This window comes from Amorphoplanes friuliensis DSM 7358, assembly GCF_000494755.1.
Taxonomy (GTDB): domain Bacteria; phylum Actinomycetota; class Actinomycetes; order Mycobacteriales; family Micromonosporaceae; genus Actinoplanes; species Actinoplanes friuliensis.
This window is the reverse complement of the sequence record NC_022657.1, coordinates 9,155,177-9,171,151: the sequence shown is the minus strand read 5'-3', so window position 1 is coordinate 9,171,151 and position 15,975 is coordinate 9,155,177. Positions and strand designations below refer to the sequence as shown.

Annotated in this window: 15 protein-coding genes; 9 read left to right on the top strand and 6 right to left on the bottom strand. The window is 68.9% G+C overall.

Features of this window, described 5'->3' with window-relative positions; translation table 11 throughout:
- Positions 1-106: 106 nt before the first annotated feature.
- Positions 107-997: a Sco1979 family transcriptional regulator gene (locus tag AFR_RS42290; RefSeq protein WP_023563000.1), complete on the top strand. Its 891-nt coding sequence runs from the start codon at positions 107-109 to the stop codon at positions 995-997.
- 50 nt (positions 998-1,047) lie between these two features.
- Here AFR_RS42290 and AFR_RS42285 read toward each other — a convergent pair whose 3' ends face one another.
- Positions 1,048-1,284 carry a DUF397 domain-containing protein gene (locus AFR_RS42285; protein WP_023562999.1) on the bottom strand — a complete coding sequence of 79 codons (237 nt, stop codon included), beginning with the start codon at positions 1,282-1,284 and terminating at the stop codon, positions 1,048-1,050.
- Between the two features lie 250 nt (positions 1,285-1,534).
- Here AFR_RS42285 and AFR_RS42280 point away from each other — a divergent pair, with 250 nt between their 5' ends.
- Both AFR_RS42280 and AFR_RS42275 read left to right on the top strand, forming a co-directional pair.
- Positions 1,535-1,765, top strand: a complete 231-nt coding sequence (locus AFR_RS42280; RefSeq protein ID WP_023562998.1) for a hypothetical protein — start codon at positions 1,535-1,537, stop codon at positions 1,763-1,765.
- Positions 1,743-2,105, top strand: a complete 363-nt coding sequence (locus tag AFR_RS42275; protein WP_023562997.1) for a hypothetical protein — start codon at positions 1,743-1,745, stop codon at positions 2,103-2,105. The genes AFR_RS42280 and AFR_RS42275 overlap by 23 nt, the downstream gene beginning before the upstream one ends.
- A gap of 434 nt (positions 2,106-2,539) precedes the next feature.
- On the opposite strand, the gene AFR_RS42270 is transcribed toward AFR_RS42275, so the two are convergent.
- A complete protein-coding gene (locus AFR_RS42270) occupies positions 2,540-3,352 on the bottom strand; it encodes an SAM-dependent methyltransferase (protein WP_023562996.1) in 813 nt (270 codons plus the stop codon).
- A 109-nt stretch (positions 3,353-3,461) separates the two neighbouring features.
- On the bottom strand, positions 3,462-5,054 hold the full coding sequence (locus tag AFR_RS42265) for a GGDEF domain-containing protein (RefSeq protein WP_023562995.1): 1,593 nt from the start codon (positions 5,052-5,054) through the stop codon (positions 3,462-3,464).
- Between the two features lie 195 nt (positions 5,055-5,249).
- Here AFR_RS42265 and AFR_RS42260 point away from each other — a divergent pair, with 195 nt between their 5' ends.
- The 3 genes from AFR_RS42260 to AFR_RS42250 all read left to right on the top strand — a co-directional run bounded on the left by AFR_RS42260 (position 5,250) and on the right by AFR_RS42250 (position 8,499).
- Positions 5,250-5,921: a TetR/AcrR family transcriptional regulator gene (locus AFR_RS42260; RefSeq protein WP_041843424.1), complete on the top strand. Its 672-nt coding sequence runs from the start codon at positions 5,250-5,252 to the stop codon at positions 5,919-5,921.
- 102 nt (positions 5,922-6,023) lie between these two features.
- The gene (locus AFR_RS42255) at positions 6,024-7,451 is read left to right on the top strand and encodes a DHA2 family efflux MFS transporter permease subunit (RefSeq protein ID WP_238547210.1); all 1,428 of its coding nucleotides are present in this window, start codon (positions 6,024-6,026) and stop codon (positions 7,449-7,451) included.
- A 574-nt stretch (positions 7,452-8,025) separates the two neighbouring features.
- The gene (locus AFR_RS42250; protein WP_023562992.1) at positions 8,026-8,499 is read left to right on the top strand and encodes a P-loop nucleotide/nucleoside kinase family protein; all 474 of its coding nucleotides are present in this window, start codon (positions 8,026-8,028) and stop codon (positions 8,497-8,499) included.
- 446 nt (positions 8,500-8,945) lie between these two features.
- Here the strand turns inward: AFR_RS42250 and AFR_RS42245 are convergent, their stop codons facing one another.
- Both AFR_RS42245 and AFR_RS42240 read right to left on the bottom strand, forming a co-directional pair.
- A complete protein-coding gene (locus AFR_RS42245; RefSeq protein ID WP_041841580.1) occupies positions 8,946-10,544 on the bottom strand; it encodes an MDR family MFS transporter in 1,599 nt (532 codons plus the stop codon).
- On the bottom strand, positions 10,541-11,008 hold the full coding sequence (locus tag AFR_RS42240; RefSeq protein WP_023562990.1) for a MarR family winged helix-turn-helix transcriptional regulator: 468 nt from the start codon (positions 11,006-11,008) through the stop codon (positions 10,541-10,543). Before AFR_RS42240 ends, AFR_RS42245 begins: the two co-directional genes overlap by 4 nt.
- Before the next feature lie 105 nt (positions 11,009-11,113).
- Between AFR_RS42240 and AFR_RS42235 the strand changes: the two genes are divergently transcribed.
- A complete protein-coding gene (locus AFR_RS42235) occupies positions 11,114-11,716 on the top strand; it encodes a TetR/AcrR family transcriptional regulator (RefSeq protein WP_041841579.1) in 603 nt (200 codons plus the stop codon).
- An 88-nt stretch (positions 11,717-11,804) separates the two neighbouring features.
- Here AFR_RS42235 and AFR_RS42230 read toward each other — a convergent pair whose 3' ends face one another.
- Positions 11,805-13,220, bottom strand: a complete 1,416-nt coding sequence (locus tag AFR_RS42230) for a cellulose binding domain-containing protein (RefSeq protein WP_023562988.1) — start codon at positions 13,218-13,220, stop codon at positions 11,805-11,807.
- Between the two features lie 175 nt (positions 13,221-13,395).
- On the opposite strand from AFR_RS42230, the gene AFR_RS42225 reads away from it, so the two are divergent.
- The gene (locus AFR_RS42225) at positions 13,396-14,148 is read left to right on the top strand and encodes a dienelactone hydrolase family protein (protein WP_023562987.1); all 753 of its coding nucleotides are present in this window, start codon (positions 13,396-13,398) and stop codon (positions 14,146-14,148) included.
- A gap of 78 nt (positions 14,149-14,226) precedes the next feature.
- Positions 14,227-15,975 (top strand): DNA-directed RNA polymerase subunit beta family protein, encoded by a 1,749-nt coding sequence (locus tag AFR_RS42220; protein ID WP_023562986.1) that lies wholly within the window; start codon positions 14,227-14,229, stop codon positions 15,973-15,975.

Below are 15,975 nucleotides of genomic sequence, written 5' to 3'. Positions count from 1 at the left end.
GGAGGTGGCCGATCGATCGGTTTTCCCCCGAGCGATCTCCCCCTTAGGATGCTCTGGGGCGAAGGGGCTGCAACTTGCATCCCGGGCGACAACCGATAGGAGCAAGGTGAGCGCAGGTTCGCAGGAGGAGTCGCCGAACAGCGGCCCCACCGTGCTGCGCATCCTGCTCGGTGCCCAGCTGAGGCGGCTGCGCGAGGGCAAGGGCATCAGCCGGGAAGACGCGGGCTACGAGATCCGCGCGTCGGGTTCGAAGATCAGCCGCATGGAGTTGGGGCGCGTCAGCTTCAAGGAGCGGGACGTCGCCGACCTGCTCAGCATGTACGGCGTCAAGGATGCCGCCGAGCGGGACGCACTGCTCGGGCTGGCCCGGCAGGCGAACAACCCCGGCTGGTGGCACCACTATGGAGACATCCTGCCGCCGTGGTTCCAGTCCTATCTGGGGCTCGAGGCCGCGGCTTCGCTGATCCGCACGTACGAGATCCAGTTTGTGCCCGGTCTGCTGCAGACGCCGGAATATGCGAGGGCAGTCATCCTGCGCGGTCACGCCGGCGCCAACGCCGACGAGATCGACCGCCGGGTGGAGCTCCGCCGCCAGCGCCAGCAGATCCTCGACCGCATCGAGCCGCCGCAGCTGTGGGCGGTCATCGACGAGGCGGTGCTCCGCCGGCCCATCGGCGGCCCCGAGGTCATGCGCGCGCAGATCGAAGCGCTGATCGAGGCGGCCAAGAAGCCCAACGTCCGGCTCCAGATCATCCCGTTCAACGCCGGTGGCCACGCCGCGGCGGGCGGCCCGTTCGCGATCCTGCGTTTCCCGGAGCCGGAGCTGCCCGACGTGGTCTACGTCGAGCAGCTCACGAGCGCCATCTATCTGGAGAAGCGCGACGACGTCGACCACTACGCGATCGCGATGGAACGCGTGTGCATCGACGCCGAGCCGCCGAACCACACCCAGGAGATCCTGGGCAAACTGCTGCATGAGGTCGGCCGGCTCGGCTGACCGTCAGGTCGCCGCGTCATTACTTTGGGTGAGTCACCCCGAAGAGTGACTCAGCCGAGCAGGTTGTCGAAGTCTCCGTCACGCACGCCGCCGAGGAACGCTTCGATCTCCGCGGGCGTGTAGATGAGCGCCGCTCCCTCCGGGTCGCGTGAGTTCCGCATGGCGACGCTGCCGTCCGGGAGTGCGGCGCACTCGACGCAGTTGCCGCTGGGGTTGCTCCGGCCACTCTTCTGCCAGGTCACACCCTCGAGCTGCCCGGCGGGCATGCCGTTAACAATGCGCGTCATTACTTGGCTCCCTAGCAGTTTGACCGGTCACGAGGACCGGCGATGTGTGTCACGCCGACTACCTGCTGTGCAAATGCACGTGCATTTGGCCTTGCGTTCTCACATGATTGTGAGCATGATAACGCACGAGCCCCACTGAAAGTGGGTCACGGAGGGTGACATCTTTGAGTGACGGGTCGGTCGCGGAACGGCCCCGTCAGCCCTCGACGCGAGGCTCCCTGGCGGGGGCGTCCGAGCGGGAGGAAAAAGCATGACGGTCCCCAACGCCGGCCCGCACCAACCCGAGTCGGCCGAACGCGGCAACCCGGCCCTCGTCTACCGCGACGAGCCGCTCACCGGAGGCATGGCAGCCGCCTCGACCCGAGCCACCACCGTGTCCCACCGATTCGGTGGGGTCCGCTACGCATTGACCCGTTCCGACAACCTTCCCCAGGCGGAGCAGGACCCAAACGACGGCGGTGATCCCGACGCGAGTCACTGAACACGTCCACTGCGCCCGCCGCCGCCGCGCCGGCGCCACCAGAACCTGGTCGCTGGCCGCGCCGATCATCCGCAGTGGACGCATCCAACTGGCCGTCCCCCGCTGGCCGGCCCACGTCTTCGCCGAAACGGACTACTGCTACGGCATCGGCCCGCTCACTCTCCGCGTCGACCGCGTCGAATGGACCAAACCGATCCCCTACGAAGGCGACACCTGGCTCGAAGTCGAAGGCACCGTGATCGACCCCACCGGCCGCGAAGGCAGCCGTCGCCAGGTCCTCGTCCGAGCCCGCCGCCTACCCCACCCGCCGACGCGAAAACGTCCGCGCCTGCGCCCCTAAAACTTCACACCCAGGAGCGACGCCGGCACCAGGGCGTCGCTCCGCAGCGCGCATCAAGCGCGCCGCCCGACTCCGGCCGGGCGGTCCGGTTCCCCCGTGCCGGATCGCTCGGCCGGTTAGGGGCGAGCTTCAGCGAGCCATCTCCTGAAGCCCAAAGGTCAAATTCTGGATTGCCACGGTCCGTCGTAGTTCGGATCGTCGCTCCCGCGGGGACCGGTTCGCTCCGCTCCCCTGCCGGCGGATTGCATGACCCGGCTACCCCAAACCCCTCGCTAACGCTCCCACCCGCGCAGCCTCGAGCTGCCGTGATCGGCACTGGCTTGCCCAACCCTGTGCGGGCCCACGGCGACGCCGGGCGCCGGCGGGTGATGGCTGGACCTGGACAGAATCTGCCGGGCAGCGGGCGCTGCAAGACCAGCGGCGTAGCGGGCCGGTCAGGGTTTGCGGGCTACGCCGGCCCAGTAGTAAGCCGCTTCCGGGTTTTCGACGGGTTCGTCGGGGCGCCAGGCGGAGACCGGGACCAGGCCGGGCTCGAGCATTTCCCAATCGCCGAAGAAGCGTTCGACCTCTTCGCGGGTGCGGGCGACCAAAGTCATCCCTGCGCTGGTTGCGGCGGACACGGCCTCGCCGACTGCTTCGGGGTTGAAGTCGGCGGTCGGGTGAGTGATGCCGAGGATGCTGCCGGAGGGCATGGCGTCGCGGAGCTGGGCGACCAGGGACCACGGGTCGTCGGCGTCCGCGAGGAGCATCAGAATGGCGATGAGGGTCAGGCCGACGGGTTCGGTCAGGTCCAGCGTTTCCGTCAGGACCTGCTCGGTCAGGATCGACTGAGGCTTGCGGATGTCCGCGGAGATGTACTCGCTGCGGCCCTCGTCGGTGCTGATCATCAGGGCGCGGGCGTGCACCAGGACGATCGGGTCGTTGTCGACGTAGACGACGCGGGTTTCGGGGGCGAGCTTCTGGGCGATCTCGTGGAGGTTCGGCCGGGTGGGGATGCCGGTGCCGATGTCCAGGAACTGGCGGATGCCTTCCTTGGCGACGAGGTCGCGGGCGGCGCGGTGGACGAACTTGCGGTTTTCGCCGGCCATGTAGCGCATGGCGGGGATGGCCTTCATCATCGCTTCACCGACCGCGCGGTCGACGGCGAAGTTGTCCTTGCCGCCGAGCCAGTAGTCGTAGATGCGGGCCGAGTGCGGCACGTTGATGTTGACTCCGGGCGGTGCTACCTCCGCACTCTCCTGCGTCACGACCGCCTCCTGATTCGGGCCACCCCTGGCCGTACCGGAAATCTTGGGGGTCAGCCTAGCGGCAGAAGACGAGCTGTCGCTCGATCGAGTTCACCCGGTGCGGCCGGTGTCAGGCTGCGGACGCACCGTCGCGGTAGGACCGGTGGCGGGCGTCGCGGGGTGCGCCCGAGATGACCCGGTCGCGTCCGGCGTGCTTGGCCACGTACAGGTTGCGGTCGGCTGTGGACAGCAGTCCGGCCTGGCTGACGTTGGGGTTTTCGTGGAGGCCGGCCACACCGATGCTCACCGTCACGGGGAGGCCGCGGGTCAACTCGTCCCAGGCGTAGGTGGAGACCGCGCGGCGGATGCTGTCGAGCTGCGTTGTCGCCTCGTGCACGTCCATGCCGGGGAGCACCATCAGGAACTCCTCGCCACCCATCCGGGCGACGAACCCGTCGGGTGAGACGGCCGCCAGCTCGGTCTCGAGCAGCTTTGCTACCAGGACCAGGACCTGGTCGCCGATGTCGTGGGACAGCTGGTCGTTGATCCGCTTGAAGTGGTCCAGGTCGACGATCGCCACGGTCAGCTCTTCGCCGGCTTCGACCAGGTCGGGCAGCTGTTCGTCGAGGTAGCGCCGGTTGCGCAGGCCGGTCAGCGGATCGCGGCGGGCCTGCTCGCGGAAGCGCGCGGCCTCCTGCCGGGCCTCGGTCGTCTCGAACATCGCCTGCCGGGTGCGGGCCTGTGCCTCCCGTTGCGACGAGTGCAGCGCATGGTGAGCGGCAAAAAAGATCTTGTGTACGGCGAAAGCCTCGGCGAACTCGCCCCGGGCCGCGTGCAGCTCCGACTGCTCCTGGTGGACGCGGACGAGAACGTCGCCGAGCCCGCGCTCGACACAGAGCGTGCGGGACGCGTCCAGGCTGACCTGGGCACGGTCGGTTGCCCGCAGGAAGCGCTGGGCCCGGGCGAGCGTCAGCATGAACTCCGCCAGCGCGTCGGCGTCCTCGTAGTCACCACGGTGGTGGCGCCGGACCGCCTCGCGCAGTGTGCGCTCGGCCGCGAGGTAGTTGCCGTTCTCGATCTCGATGGCGCCGATGGTGTCGAGTACCGCGGGGTCGAGCTCGAAGCCGTGACGCTCGGCCACCTGCTGGAGTCGTCGGGCGACCGCCTGGGCGCGGCCGTTCTCGCCGGCGGCGTACTCGGTGTAGGCGTAGTTGTTGAGCATGCCCATGAGCAGGCGGGGCAGGCCGAGTTCGGCGGCGAGCTCTTCGGCCTGGGCGTACCGGAGGCGGGCGGCGTCCATCGACCCGGCGGCGCCGAGGGCGTCGGCGAGCTTGGCCCGGTGCCAGACGTGCATGTGCGGGGTCGCGGCGTCGTCGAGCAGTTCGACGGCGAGCACCGAGTGCTCGAGCGACTGGGATGCGTCGCCCAGGTGCCGGTGGATGTTGGCCCAGACGAGGTGCGTACGCGCCAGGACGATGTTGTCGGTGTGGTCGGTGGCCCACTGGTGGATCTTCCAGATGCGGCGGGCGGCCGCGGCGACCTCACCCTTGCGCATCAGCATGTTGGCCTGGCACAGCCGCGCGCGTGTCACCAGGCGTTCGTCGCCGAGCACGAGCGCCTGCTCCTCGATCGCGATCGACTGGTCGAGAGCGGAGTCGGCGTCCCAGAGGTACTGATCCTCGATCTCCGTGAGGGCGGCCGACAGCCGTTCGGCATCGTTCATGCTTCGCTTCACCGGGCACCCTTTCGTCGTCGTGGCAAATGATCGGCAGTGCGGCGCCGAGTTGAAGAAAAATCGCAAAACTGCGCTGCGTTCCCAAAGGCTAGCCGTGTGTGACCAGTTGATCCCAGCGTGACGGACGTGATCCACCTCGCCGCCACCGGGGGTCGCACCGGGTGTACGTCGTACAGTTGGTGGATGCCCAAGCGGAGCGACACGACCCGGACGCGGCTGAGCCGGGAGTCGATCGTGGCGAGCGCGATCGACCTGGCCGACGCCGAGGGGCTCGAGGCCGTGACCATCCGCCGGCTCGCGCAGCAGCACGGTGTCACGCCGATGGCGATGTACTGGCACTTCAACGACAAGGACAGCCTGCTCGACGGGCTGGCCGAGCATCTGATCGCCGGAGTGGAGCTGCCCGAGCCCGGTGACGGCGCCGCCTGGGACGTGCAGTTGCGCCTCATCCTCGAGCGGTTCCTCGAGGCGATCCGCCCGCATCCCGCCATCGCCGCCCTGGCCATGCGCCAGATCCTCGCGGCCGAGAGCGGTCTGCAGATGGCCGAGCGGGTGCTCGGCCTGTTGCGGCAGGCCGGCTTCTCGGCCGTCAAGGCGGCGGAGGTCGGCACCTTCCTCATGTGCGCGGTCATCACGCTCGTCGCGTCCGACCCGTCGCCGTTCCCGCGGGCCGACGACGAGCCGGGTCAGGCGGTCCGGGACAAGCGGGCCCGGCTCGAGGCGCTGTCGCCGGAGCGGTACCCGAACGTCATCGCGTCCGCGCCGGCCCTCGTCACGTGCCGGGAGCAGGACGGCTACTTCGGCCTGAATCTGGATCTGCTCGTCCAGGGCGTGCGCGGCATCAGCCGCGACTGACCTTCCGCGTTCTTCGTCACACCATCTGCCGCTCCTATACGTCGTACATCTACGGTGTACATGTACGCCGCACAGGGCGGCGCGTGCGTGGAGGTGGAACCGGTGCAACGCAACCCCTGGTCGACCCTGGCGGTGCTGGCGCTGGCGCAGTTCATGGTCGTGCTCGACGTGACGATCGTGAACGTGGCGCTGCCCGACATCCAGCAGGACCTCGGCTTCTCCGCGTCCGGCCTGCAATGGGTCGTCAGCGCGTACACGCTGCTCTTCGGTGGTTTTCTGCTCCTGGGCGGCCGGGCCGCCGACCTCCTCGGCCGCCGCCGGCTCTTCATCATCGGCCTGCTGGTCTTCGGGGTGACCTCGCTGATCGCGGGCCTCGCGCAGAACCCCGAGCAGCTCGTCATCATGCGCGCGGTGCAGGGCCTCGGCGGCGCGCTGCTGTCGCCGGCCGCGTTCGCGATCCTCACGGTGACCTACGCCAAGGGCCGCGAACGCAACATCGCGATGGGCGTCTGGGGTGGCCTCGCCGGCCTCGGCGGCACCCTCGGCGTCATCGCCGGCGGCCTGCTCGTCGACTCCCTGAGCTGGCGCTGGGTCTTCCTGGTCAACGTCCCGATCGCCGTCGCCCTCGCCGTGATCGTCCCGCTCTTCGTCCGCGAATCCAAGATCACTTCCACGGGTACGCGCACCTTCGACGTCGCGGGTGCCCTCCTCAGCACCGCCGGCCTGCTGGCGATCGTGCTCGGCGTCATCCGCGCCGAACCCGAAGGCTGGGCCTCCCTGCAGGTGATCGCGCTGCTGGTCGGCGGCCTGGCCATGCTCGGCGCCTTCATCGGCGTCGAAGCACGCTCGTCGGCGCCGCTGGTGCCGCTCAGCCTCTTCCGCTCGCGGGGCCTGACAACGTCGATCCTGGCTCTCGCCCTCAACGGCGCCGCGTTCCTGGCGATGTTCTTCCTGACCGCGATCTTCCTCCAGCAGGTCCGCGGTCTGACCGCCCTCGAAACCGGCCTCCAATTCCTCCCGATGGGCATCGCCGCAATCACCAGCGCCGTGGTGTCGGCACAGCTGGTGACCCGCTTCGGCACCAAGCCCGTGCAATTCGGTGGGGCCGCCCTCAGTGTCGTCGGCCTCCTCCTGCTCTCCGGCGCCGACGCCACCGGCTCGTACGCCCTGACGATCCTCCCCGGCCTGATCCTCTTCGGCATGGGCATCATCGCCACCGGCACCCCGGCGTCCATCGCCGCTGTCTCCGACGTCGAACACGAGCAGGCAGGCGCGGCTTCGGGCGTGGTCAACGCCGGCTACCAGGTCGGTGGCGCCCTCGGCCTAGCGGCCATCACGACCTTCGCCACGTCCCACGTGGAGGGTCTGCTGACCGGCGGCTCGGCACCGCAGGATGCCCTGGTCGGCGGCTTCGAACGGGGTCTGCTGATCGCGGCGATCTTCGCGGCGGCCAACATCGCGATCGCCCTGGGCGCCCCGCGCCTCCGCCCGACCATCGACGAGGTCGAAAACGCCGCCGTCGCTGCCTGAAACGATCAGGCCGCGCGTGCCCTCCCGGCTTGTGAGCAGGGAGGGCACGCGGGTCTTTCCAGACGAAGTGGGCTGGTGGGAGCTCGTTACGTGGCGCCGCACACATCTTGTGCCCCGGTGTGCGGGTCGAACCGCCGGGGACGGGAGAGCGACCGGGAATTGGTGGGCCTGGGTGGGGTCGGCCGGGAGTTGGGCGAGCGTGGTCGCGTGTAGGCCCGACTTCAACGATGTTGGGCGAGCCTGGTGGGCTTGGGTGGGGTCGGCCGGGAGTTGGGCGAGCCCGTTCGCGTGTAGGCCCGACTTCAACGATGTTGGGCGAGCCTGGCGGGCTTGGGCGGGGTCGGCCGGGAGTTGGGCGATCCTGGTCGCGTGTAGGCCCGACTTCAGGGATATCGGGCGAACCTGGCGGGCCTCGGCCGGGAACTGGTGGGCCCGGGTCGGGTCGGCCGGGGATTGGGCGAGCCCGATCGCGCGTAGGCCCAACTTCAGGGAGGTTGGGCGAACCTGGCGGGCCTGGGCGCGGTCGGCCGGAAACTAGCGGGATTGAGCGGGGCCGGGCGCGTAGTTTGCGGGCATGGCGGACAGTCGGCTGATCATGGTGTGCGGCCTGCCGGGGGCGGGGAAGACGACCCTCTCCCGGGAGCTTGCCGCTGAACTCGGTGCCGTGCGGTTCTGTCCGGACGAGTGGCTCGTCGACCTGGGCATCGATCTCTTCGACATTGCTGCCCGGGATCGCCTCGAACGCAAACTTTGGCAGCTCACGCAGGACCTGCTGCGCGGCGGTCTGACGGTGATCCTCGAATACGGCTTCTGGGGGCGCGCCGAGCGTGAAGAGAAGCGCCTCTTCGCCCGGGAGCTCGGTGTCGCGGTCGAGTTGCGGTTTCTGGACGTGCCGCTCGACGAGCTGGGGCGGCGGGTGGAGGCCCGGAATCAGGCCGGAGGCGCGGGGGCGGTCCCGTTGACCAGGGCGATGATCGAAGAATTTCTGCCGTTGTTCGAGGCTCCCGACGCGGCGGAGCTCGGGCTCTACGACCAGCCGTCGCGCTGACCGGGACCACGCCGAAGACAGCGACGCCCGGCCAGGTCCGGATCCGCCCTGCGCGACGGAACCGAAGAGCTCGGGCCGGGTGAATAGCGCTTGTCCGCCCGCAGCGCTTGTCCGCCCGCAGCGCTTGTCCGCCCGCAGCGCTTGTCCGCCCGCAGCGCTTGTCCGCCCGCAGCGCTTGTCCGCCCGCAGCGCTTGTCCGCCCGCAGGCGGTTGTCCGCCCGCAGGCGGTTGTCCGCCCGCAGGCGGTTGTCCGCCCGCAGGCGGTTGTCCGACCCCGGCGGTTGACCGATCCCCGGCGGTTGCCCGCCCGCGTCGGTTGGCCGCCCGCATCGGTTGGCCGCCCGCCCACCGGTGTGGGGAGCAGCTTCCGGAAGGCCGACGGGTGAAGCGCAAAGCGGCGCCCGGAAGACCGGGCGCCGCTTCGGTGAGGTGGGTGGAGTGGTGGGTTACTTGCTGACTGCTTCGGCGGGGGCGTCGGCCCGCTTGGCGCCCGGGGCGGCGGCCTTGGCCAGGTCGATCGTGGTGCGGAGGGTGATCTGCTTGAAGAGCAGCGCCGCGATCACACCGACCACCGCGATGATCGCCGAGATCAGGAAGATATGACCGGTCGCGTCGCCGTAGGCCGCGCGGACGATGTGCTGGACCGCGGCGGGGAGTTCGGCGAGGTTGAGGCTGCTGGTGTCGCCGCCGCCCGAGCCGGCCGGGACGCCCTGGGCGGCCAGGTCGGTGGTGATCTGGTTGGTCACGCGGTGGGCGAGGACGGCGCCCAGGACGGAGACGCCGATCGTGCCGCCGAGGGAGCGGAAGAAGGCGACCGTGGAGCTGGCTGCGCCGATGTCCTTGAGGGCGACGGTGTTCTGGACGGCGAGGACCAGGTTCTGCATGGACATGCCGACGCCGATGCCGACCAGGGCCATGCCCACTCCCACGTACCAGAGGGGGGTTTCGTGGTCGATGACCGAGAGGGCTGCGAAGCCGGCGACCAGCACGATCGTGCCCGTCACGATGTAGGGCTTGATCTTGCCGGAGTTGCTGATCATGCGGCCGGAGATCGTGGAGGAGACGAGGACGCCGGCCATCAGCGGGATGGTCAGCAAGCCTGCTTCGGTCGGGCTGTAACCGCGGCCGATCTGGAAGTACTGGCCGAGGAAGACCGAGCCGCCGAACATGGCCATGCCGACGGCGAGGCTGGCCAGGATCGACAGGGCCGTGGTCCGCTGGCGGATGATCTGCAGGGGGACGACGGGTTCGGCGGCGCGGGATTCGACCCAGACCGCGAGGGCCAGGAGGACCACGCCGGCGCCGACCATGACACCGGTCTGCCAGGAGATCCAGTCGAAGGAGCTGTCCACGAACGACACCCAGATGAGCAGGACGCTGACGCCGGCCGCGATCAGGGAGGCGCCCGCGTAGTCGATCTTCACGTTGTCGCGGCGGATGGTCGCCAGGTGGAGGGTGCGCTGGAGGACGACCAGGGCGATCACGGCGATCGGGGCTCCGATGAAGAAGCACCAGCGCCAGCCGAGCCAGGACGTGTCGACGATGACGCCGCCGAGGAGCGGGCCGCCGACCGTGGCCAGGGCGAGGACGCCGCCGAGGTAACCGTTGTAGCGGCCGCGTTCGCGGGGCGGGATCATCGCGGCGATCGCGACCTGGACCAGCGCCTGGACGCCGCCCATGCCGATGCCCTGGAACGCGCGGGCGGCGATGAGCTGGCCGGCGCTCTGGGAGAAGCCGGCGACGATCGAGCCGACGATGAACAGCACGATGGCCAGCTGGACCAGCAGCTTCTTGCTGTACAGGTCGGCGAGCTTGCCCCAGATCGGCGTGGTGGCGGTCGCGGTCAGGAGGCTGGCCGTGACGACCCAGGTGTACTGGGTCTGGCTGCCGTTCAGCGATCCGATGATCTTCGGTAGTGCGGTGGAGACGATGGTGGCGCTGGACATCGCGACGAACAGCACGAGCAGGAGACCGCTGAGGGCCTCCAGGATCTCGCGGTGGCTCATCGCGCCCTGTGCGGCGCGCGTTGTTGTGGGTGCGCTCATCGCGCGACCTCCAGGGTCTGGTCGTGGCGGGTCATGAGGTCTGTGGCAAATCGCTGCATCAGCGCGGAGAAGACGGCGATGTCCTCCGGGCTCCAGTCCTTCAGGGCGTCGGCGAGGCGGTCGTCCATCCAGCCGTTGACCTCGTCGAGGGTCCGGCGGCCCTCGGGGGTCAGGGCGAGGACGCTGGCCCGGCCGTCGGCGGGGTCGGCGGAGCGACCGACCAGGCCGGATTTCACCAGCGTGGCGACGGCGCGGCTGACCGTGGACGGGTCGAGCGCGCTGCGGGCCGCGAGGTCCTTGAGGTGGCAGTCGCCGGCCGAGTCGATCATCGCGAGGGCGCCGACGGGCACGGTCGTGTGCTCGACCGGCAGGTCGCTCTTGAACAGGCGTACGGCCTTGAGCATCTCGCGCATGCACGCCATCAGCTCCTGACGCGCCGTGCTGCCGGCGTCGTCATCGACCATGCTCCACCTCCCAAAATGGTTGCCGCATACAACTATCTGACAAACTTTCTCAATGCGCAAGTTTGCTCAGTGGGAAGTGGCTCACACCATCAGTACGCTCGTTGCATGAGCACGTCAACAGCTGAGGTGGGCCTCCGGGAACGGAAGAAGGCCGCCACCCGGCAAGCGCTGCACGAGGCCGCCGTACGCCTCGCCATCACGCACGGCGCCGACCGGATCACGGTCGAGGCGATCGCCGACGAGGTGGGTGTCTCGCGCCGGACGTTCTCCAACTACTTCGCCAGCAAGGAAGAGGCACTGCTGCACGGCGACCAGCAGCGGATGGGCATGCTGTTGGACCTCGTGCGCGCTCGACCGGCCGATGAGTCGCCATGGACCGCGCTTACCCGAGCGGCTCAGGAGTATTACCGACAGGCCGGCGAGCTCGACCCGGCATGGGTGGCGCAGACCCGCCTGGTGCGCACGCTGCCCGCCCTGCTCGCCCAGCAGGTCTCCACCTTCTCGGCGCTCGAGCGCGAGCTGGCGACCGAGGTCGCGGCCCGGGAGATCAAGACCGACCCCTCCCCGGTACGCGCACGCTTGATGGCCGCGACGTTCATGGCGGCGATGCGGGTGGCGATGCACGTCTGGCTCGACGCACCGAACGAGGCGTCGCTGAGCGCCCAGGTGGATCGGGCGCTGGCCGAGGCGGGACGCGGCTTCGGGTGAGGACAAGGGCGCGGCGCCGAGAGTGGGGGCTCTCGACGCCGCGCGGTTGTGCGGAGAATTTCGGGGATCCTCCGGGGGGACGGGGCGGTCAGCCCTTGAAGGTGGCGAAGATCTTGCTGAACTCGAACGGGGCCTGAGCCACGTTCGTGCACTGGAAGAGCGCGCCGGTGCAGGCGTTGCGGTCACGGTTGGTCTCCCAGAAGGAGACGAAGCCGACGTGGTTGGAGTTGGCGAAGGCGACCAGGTCGCGGGCGTCGCTCTGGCTGAAGGTGCCGTTGTCGTCGTTCTTGCCGAGCATCGGCGTCACGCCGACCATCTTGAATGCGGCCGCGTCGCTGTTGCCGTAGATCGCCCTGATCTGGTCCTTGGTCGACTTGACGGCCTGGATGGCCAGGTCGCCGTAGTCCTGGGCCGAGCGGCCGTAGTCCATCGCCATGATGTTGACCAGGTCGAGGTCGACACCGGCGTTCTTGGCCGACTTGACCACGTTCAGGCCGTCGTTCGTGAGGCCTTCCGGCAGCACCGGGAGGGTCAGTGAGATCTTCAGGCCGGGGTTGGCCTTCTGCAGGGCGGCCAGCGCGGTCGAGCGGCGGGCGATCGTGGTCGGGTCGGCCACGGCCGCACCCTCGATGTCCAGGTCGATGTACTTCAGGTTGTACGCCGAGACGACAGCCTGGTACTCGGCCTGGAGCGCCTTCACGTCGGTGCACGCCTGGGCCAGCTCGATGCCGGTCGCGCCGCCGAAGGACACCTTCACGTCACCGCCGGCCGCGCGCAGCGCCGTGATCTGGTCGCCGAACTGCTTGCTGCGCGGGTCGAAGGCGTTGAACCAGCTGGCCTTGCAGCCGGCGCTGGTCACGAAGGCCAGGGTGTAGGACTTCACGTTGCCGCTGGTCGCGAGCTGCGCCAGCGTGGTGCTGCCGTTCGAGAGCAGACCCATGTCCACGTACGGGGCGACGAGCACCGACCCGGAAGGGGCGGGCGGAGCTGTGGTGGTCGGCGGGGCAGTGGTCGGCGGCCGCGTTGTCGGCGCCGTGGTGGGCGGTGCAGTCGGCGGCTTGGAGATGGGTGCGGTGGTCGGGGCAGACCCGCCGCCGCAGACCACGCCGTTGATCGTGCAGCTGGTGGGTGACCCGCTGCCCGCGACGATGAATCCGAACTCCGCGCTGCTCCCGGCGGCGATCGTGGCGTTGTACCCGCGGTCCTTCGCGGTCGAGACACCGCCGGCCGTGGTGACCGCGGCGTCCCAGAAGCTGCCGAGCTTCGCACTGGCCGGCAGGCCGAAGGCGAGTTGCCAGCCCGAGACCGGCGCGCCGCCGGTGTTCTTGATCGTGTAGCGGGCCTGGTAGCCGGAACCCCAGTCGGAGTCCTTACTGAACGTGGCGGTCAGCCCACCCGCCTTGGTGGCCGGTGTTGTCGCCGCGACCGCCGCGACGGCGCCTCCGCCCACGGCGACCAGCGCCGCTGCCACATAGATGGAGAGGCGAAGACGGGTGCGTGCCATGTATTACTCCGATTCGCAGGGGTTGCCGACGGCGTTGATCCTGTCCCCGGGCGGCTTAAAGAAGCAGGCGAAAATCCTTAAGTTTCCCTCAAGCGCCACAGGGTGACGGGGTAACCGCGTCACAGACCGTGAGGAGAGATACGGTTCGGAGAGGTCACCGAGATGGAGGCAGCACATGCGCAAGACGATGGTGGACGTGCCGACCGAGGACGGGGTCGCCGACGCGTACTTCGTGCGCCCGGACGGTGACGGACCGTTCCCCGGGGTGCTGTTCTACATGGACGCCTTCGGTCTGCGCCCGCGTCTCTTCGAGATGGCCGATCGGATCGCCGAGCGGGGTTACGCCGTGCTGGCGCCCAACCTCTTCTACCGCAGCAGCCGGTCCCCGGTGGCGGACCTGTCCGGTCTCGGTGACGCCGAGGAGCGCGGCAAGATCTTCGGTCAGCTGATGCCGATGATGCAGCTGGTCGACACCGCCGCGATCACGCGCGACACCAAGGGCTACCTGGACTTCCTCGCCGCGGAGGGCCAAGCGGGCGGGAAGGTCGCGATCGTCGGTTACTGCATGGGTGGCACGAACGCGCTGAAGGCGATCGAGGCCTATCCGGAGCGGATCGTGGCGCTGGCCAGCTTCCACGGCGCGCGGATGGCGACCGAGGAACCGGACAGCCCTCACCTGCAGGTCGGCAAGATCACCGGTGAGGTCTATTTCGCCCACGCCGACCACGACCACGCGATGCCGCAGGACCAGATCGACCGTCTCGAGGCCGCCCTCGACGCCGCGGACGTCCGCTTCCGGTCCGAGGTCTACGCCGGCGCCGAGCACGGCTTCACCATGTCCGACACGGCGGCCTACTCACCCGAGGGCGAGAAGCGCCACTGGGAGAAGCTCTTCGAGTTGCTGGACAACACGCTGCCCGTGCGCTGAGGCGTATTTGGCTCAAGTCACCGGTGTCCTGGTCGATTGGCGGGTTCGTAGGAGTCCCGACCACGGCCAGGAGGCCACATGCACGCCGGCGTACGCACTCTCGCCGCCCGCTGGCGGCGTCACAGGCACTCCCGTCGTAACGACACCGGTTCGATGCCGCTGGCCCTGCTGGTGACGCTGGTCGGTGTCACGCTGAGCGCCGGCATGTCCGGTATAACCATCGGGCAGTTCAAGGACACCCAGCGCGCTGCCGACCGTGTGGCTGCTGTCAACGCCGCTCAGGCCGGGCTCGACGCGGGTCTCGCGCAGATCCGCTCGGTCTACAAGGCGGTCGGCAACGTGCCCGGCGACCTGAAGTGCCTCGTTCCGACCGTGCCCGTGCTGAACGCCGCCTCCGGCGGCAAGTCCGACTACAAGATCTCGGTCGGCTACTTCCTCACCGACCCGGCGGGCCTGGTCAGCAAGCTGGCTCCGATCGGGGACCTGAACAACATCACCGGTCTGCTCACCGGTGGCCCGAGCGCGGTCAACAACCTGCTGAACACGGTCACCACCACGGTCAACACGGTCACGGCGGCCACCGGTGTCACCGACGCGCTCCAGAGCGCCCTCGGCTGTGTCAACGGCAAGCTCAGCCAGGTGCCGCTCTATGCCCTGCTGCGCGCCGAGGGCACGTCGGGCACGGCGTCCCGGACGCTCTACGCCACGTACACCTTCCACACCACCGAGGACAACATTCCCGGTGGTCGCATCCAGCTCTACAACAACGGTGGCCCCAAGCTCTGCCTCGGTGCCGGCAATGCGGCGCCGAAGCCCGGCGATGAGGTCGTGGCGGTGGCCTGCACCAGCTCCGACCTGCGGACCAAGTTCATCTACCCGAAGAACCTGTCGCTGGTGCTCGAAGGCACCCGCGCGCCGTCGGTCACGAACGCGATCACCGGCGTCCTCACCGGCGCCAAGACCTACCCGTACGGGCTGTGTGTCACCGCCACGACGTTCACGAACGAGGCTCCGGTGAAGCTCCAGGAGTGCGTGACGCCGAAGTCGCCCCTCCAGCAGTGGAGCTACGAGGTCAACGAGCAGACCTACTACGCCACCACCAACGGCACGAGCTCGAACGGCTACTGCCTGAACGCCAAGACGACCGCGGTCAACAGCCCGATCGTGGTGCGGGTGAACTCCGGCACCGCCACGACGAACTGCAAGTCGACCGGCAACCTGATGCACAACTTCTCGCCGGACGCGGCCGTCGGCGCCGGCAGTGCCGGCATCAACACCGGCCAGCTGGTCAACTCCAAGGAGGTCGGACGCTGCCTCGACCTCACGAACGAGGACGTCACCGGCGCCTGGTTCACCAGCCGCAAGCTGGCCCCGGCGCTGATCACCTACCCGTGCAAGCAGACCTTCACCAGCTCGGTCTACTGGAACCACAAGTGGACCGCGCCGACCATCCCGATCGGGCAGTACAAGGTCACCGGGCAGATCTACACCGTGCCGGGCAGCGGCACGTACGCCGGCAAGCTGTACTGCCTGAACAGCCCCGGCCCGGCCGGCGGATATGTCTGGGTGTCGGCCTGCTCCGGTGGCGGCAACGCCCTGCAGTGGACGCTGTACGACCAGGCGCCGAAGTACCAGGACTCGTACCAGATCGTCGACCAGAACGGGCTGTGCCTGATGGCGGCCGGTTCTCTCGGACCGGCGTACCTCTACAGCAACACCGTCTGGAGCGAGGTCATCACGGCCAAGTGCGACGGTGGCGAGCTGCAGAAGTGGAACGTGCCGGCGTACGTGAACCCGAACCCGCTGAAGTCGATGGTGGAGAAGTAG

What these genes read in the sequence shown, in the direction of transcription:
- AFR_RS42220 (WP_023562986.1), top strand. Translation starts at nt 14,227, where the DNA reads ATGCACGCCGGCGTACGCACTCTCGCCGCCCGCTGGCGGCGTCACAGG.
- AFR_RS42280 (WP_023562998.1), top strand. Translation starts at nt 1,535, where the DNA reads ATGACGGTCCCCAACGCCGGCCCGCACCAACCCGAGTCGGCCGAACGC.
- AFR_RS42225 (WP_023562987.1), top strand. Translation starts at nt 13,396, where the DNA reads ATGCGCAAGACGATGGTGGACGTGCCGACCGAGGACGGGGTCGCCGAC.
- AFR_RS42230 (WP_023562988.1), bottom strand. Translation starts at nt 13,220, where the DNA reads ATGGCACGCACCCGTCTTCGCCTCTCCATCTATGTGGCAGCGGCGCTG.
- AFR_RS42245 (WP_041841580.1), bottom strand. Translation starts at nt 10,544, where the DNA reads ATGAGCGCACCCACAACAACGCGCGCCGCACAGGGCGCGATGAGCCAC.
- AFR_RS42235 (WP_041841579.1), top strand. Translation starts at nt 11,114, where the DNA reads ATGAGCACGTCAACAGCTGAGGTGGGCCTCCGGGAACGGAAGAAGGCC.
- AFR_RS42250 (WP_023562992.1), top strand. Translation starts at nt 8,026, where the DNA reads ATGGCGGACAGTCGGCTGATCATGGTGTGCGGCCTGCCGGGGGCGGGG.
- AFR_RS42240 (WP_023562990.1), bottom strand. Translation starts at nt 11,008, where the DNA reads ATGGTCGATGACGACGCCGGCAGCACGGCGCGTCAGGAGCTGATGGCG.
- AFR_RS42265 (WP_023562995.1), bottom strand. Translation starts at nt 5,054, where the DNA reads ATGAACGATGCCGAACGGCTGTCGGCCGCCCTCACGGAGATCGAGGAT.
- AFR_RS42285 (WP_023562999.1), bottom strand. Translation starts at nt 1,284, where the DNA reads ATGACGCGCATTGTTAACGGCATGCCCGCCGGGCAGCTCGAGGGTGTG.
- AFR_RS42260 (WP_041843424.1), top strand. Translation starts at nt 5,250, where the DNA reads ATGCCCAAGCGGAGCGACACGACCCGGACGCGGCTGAGCCGGGAGTCG.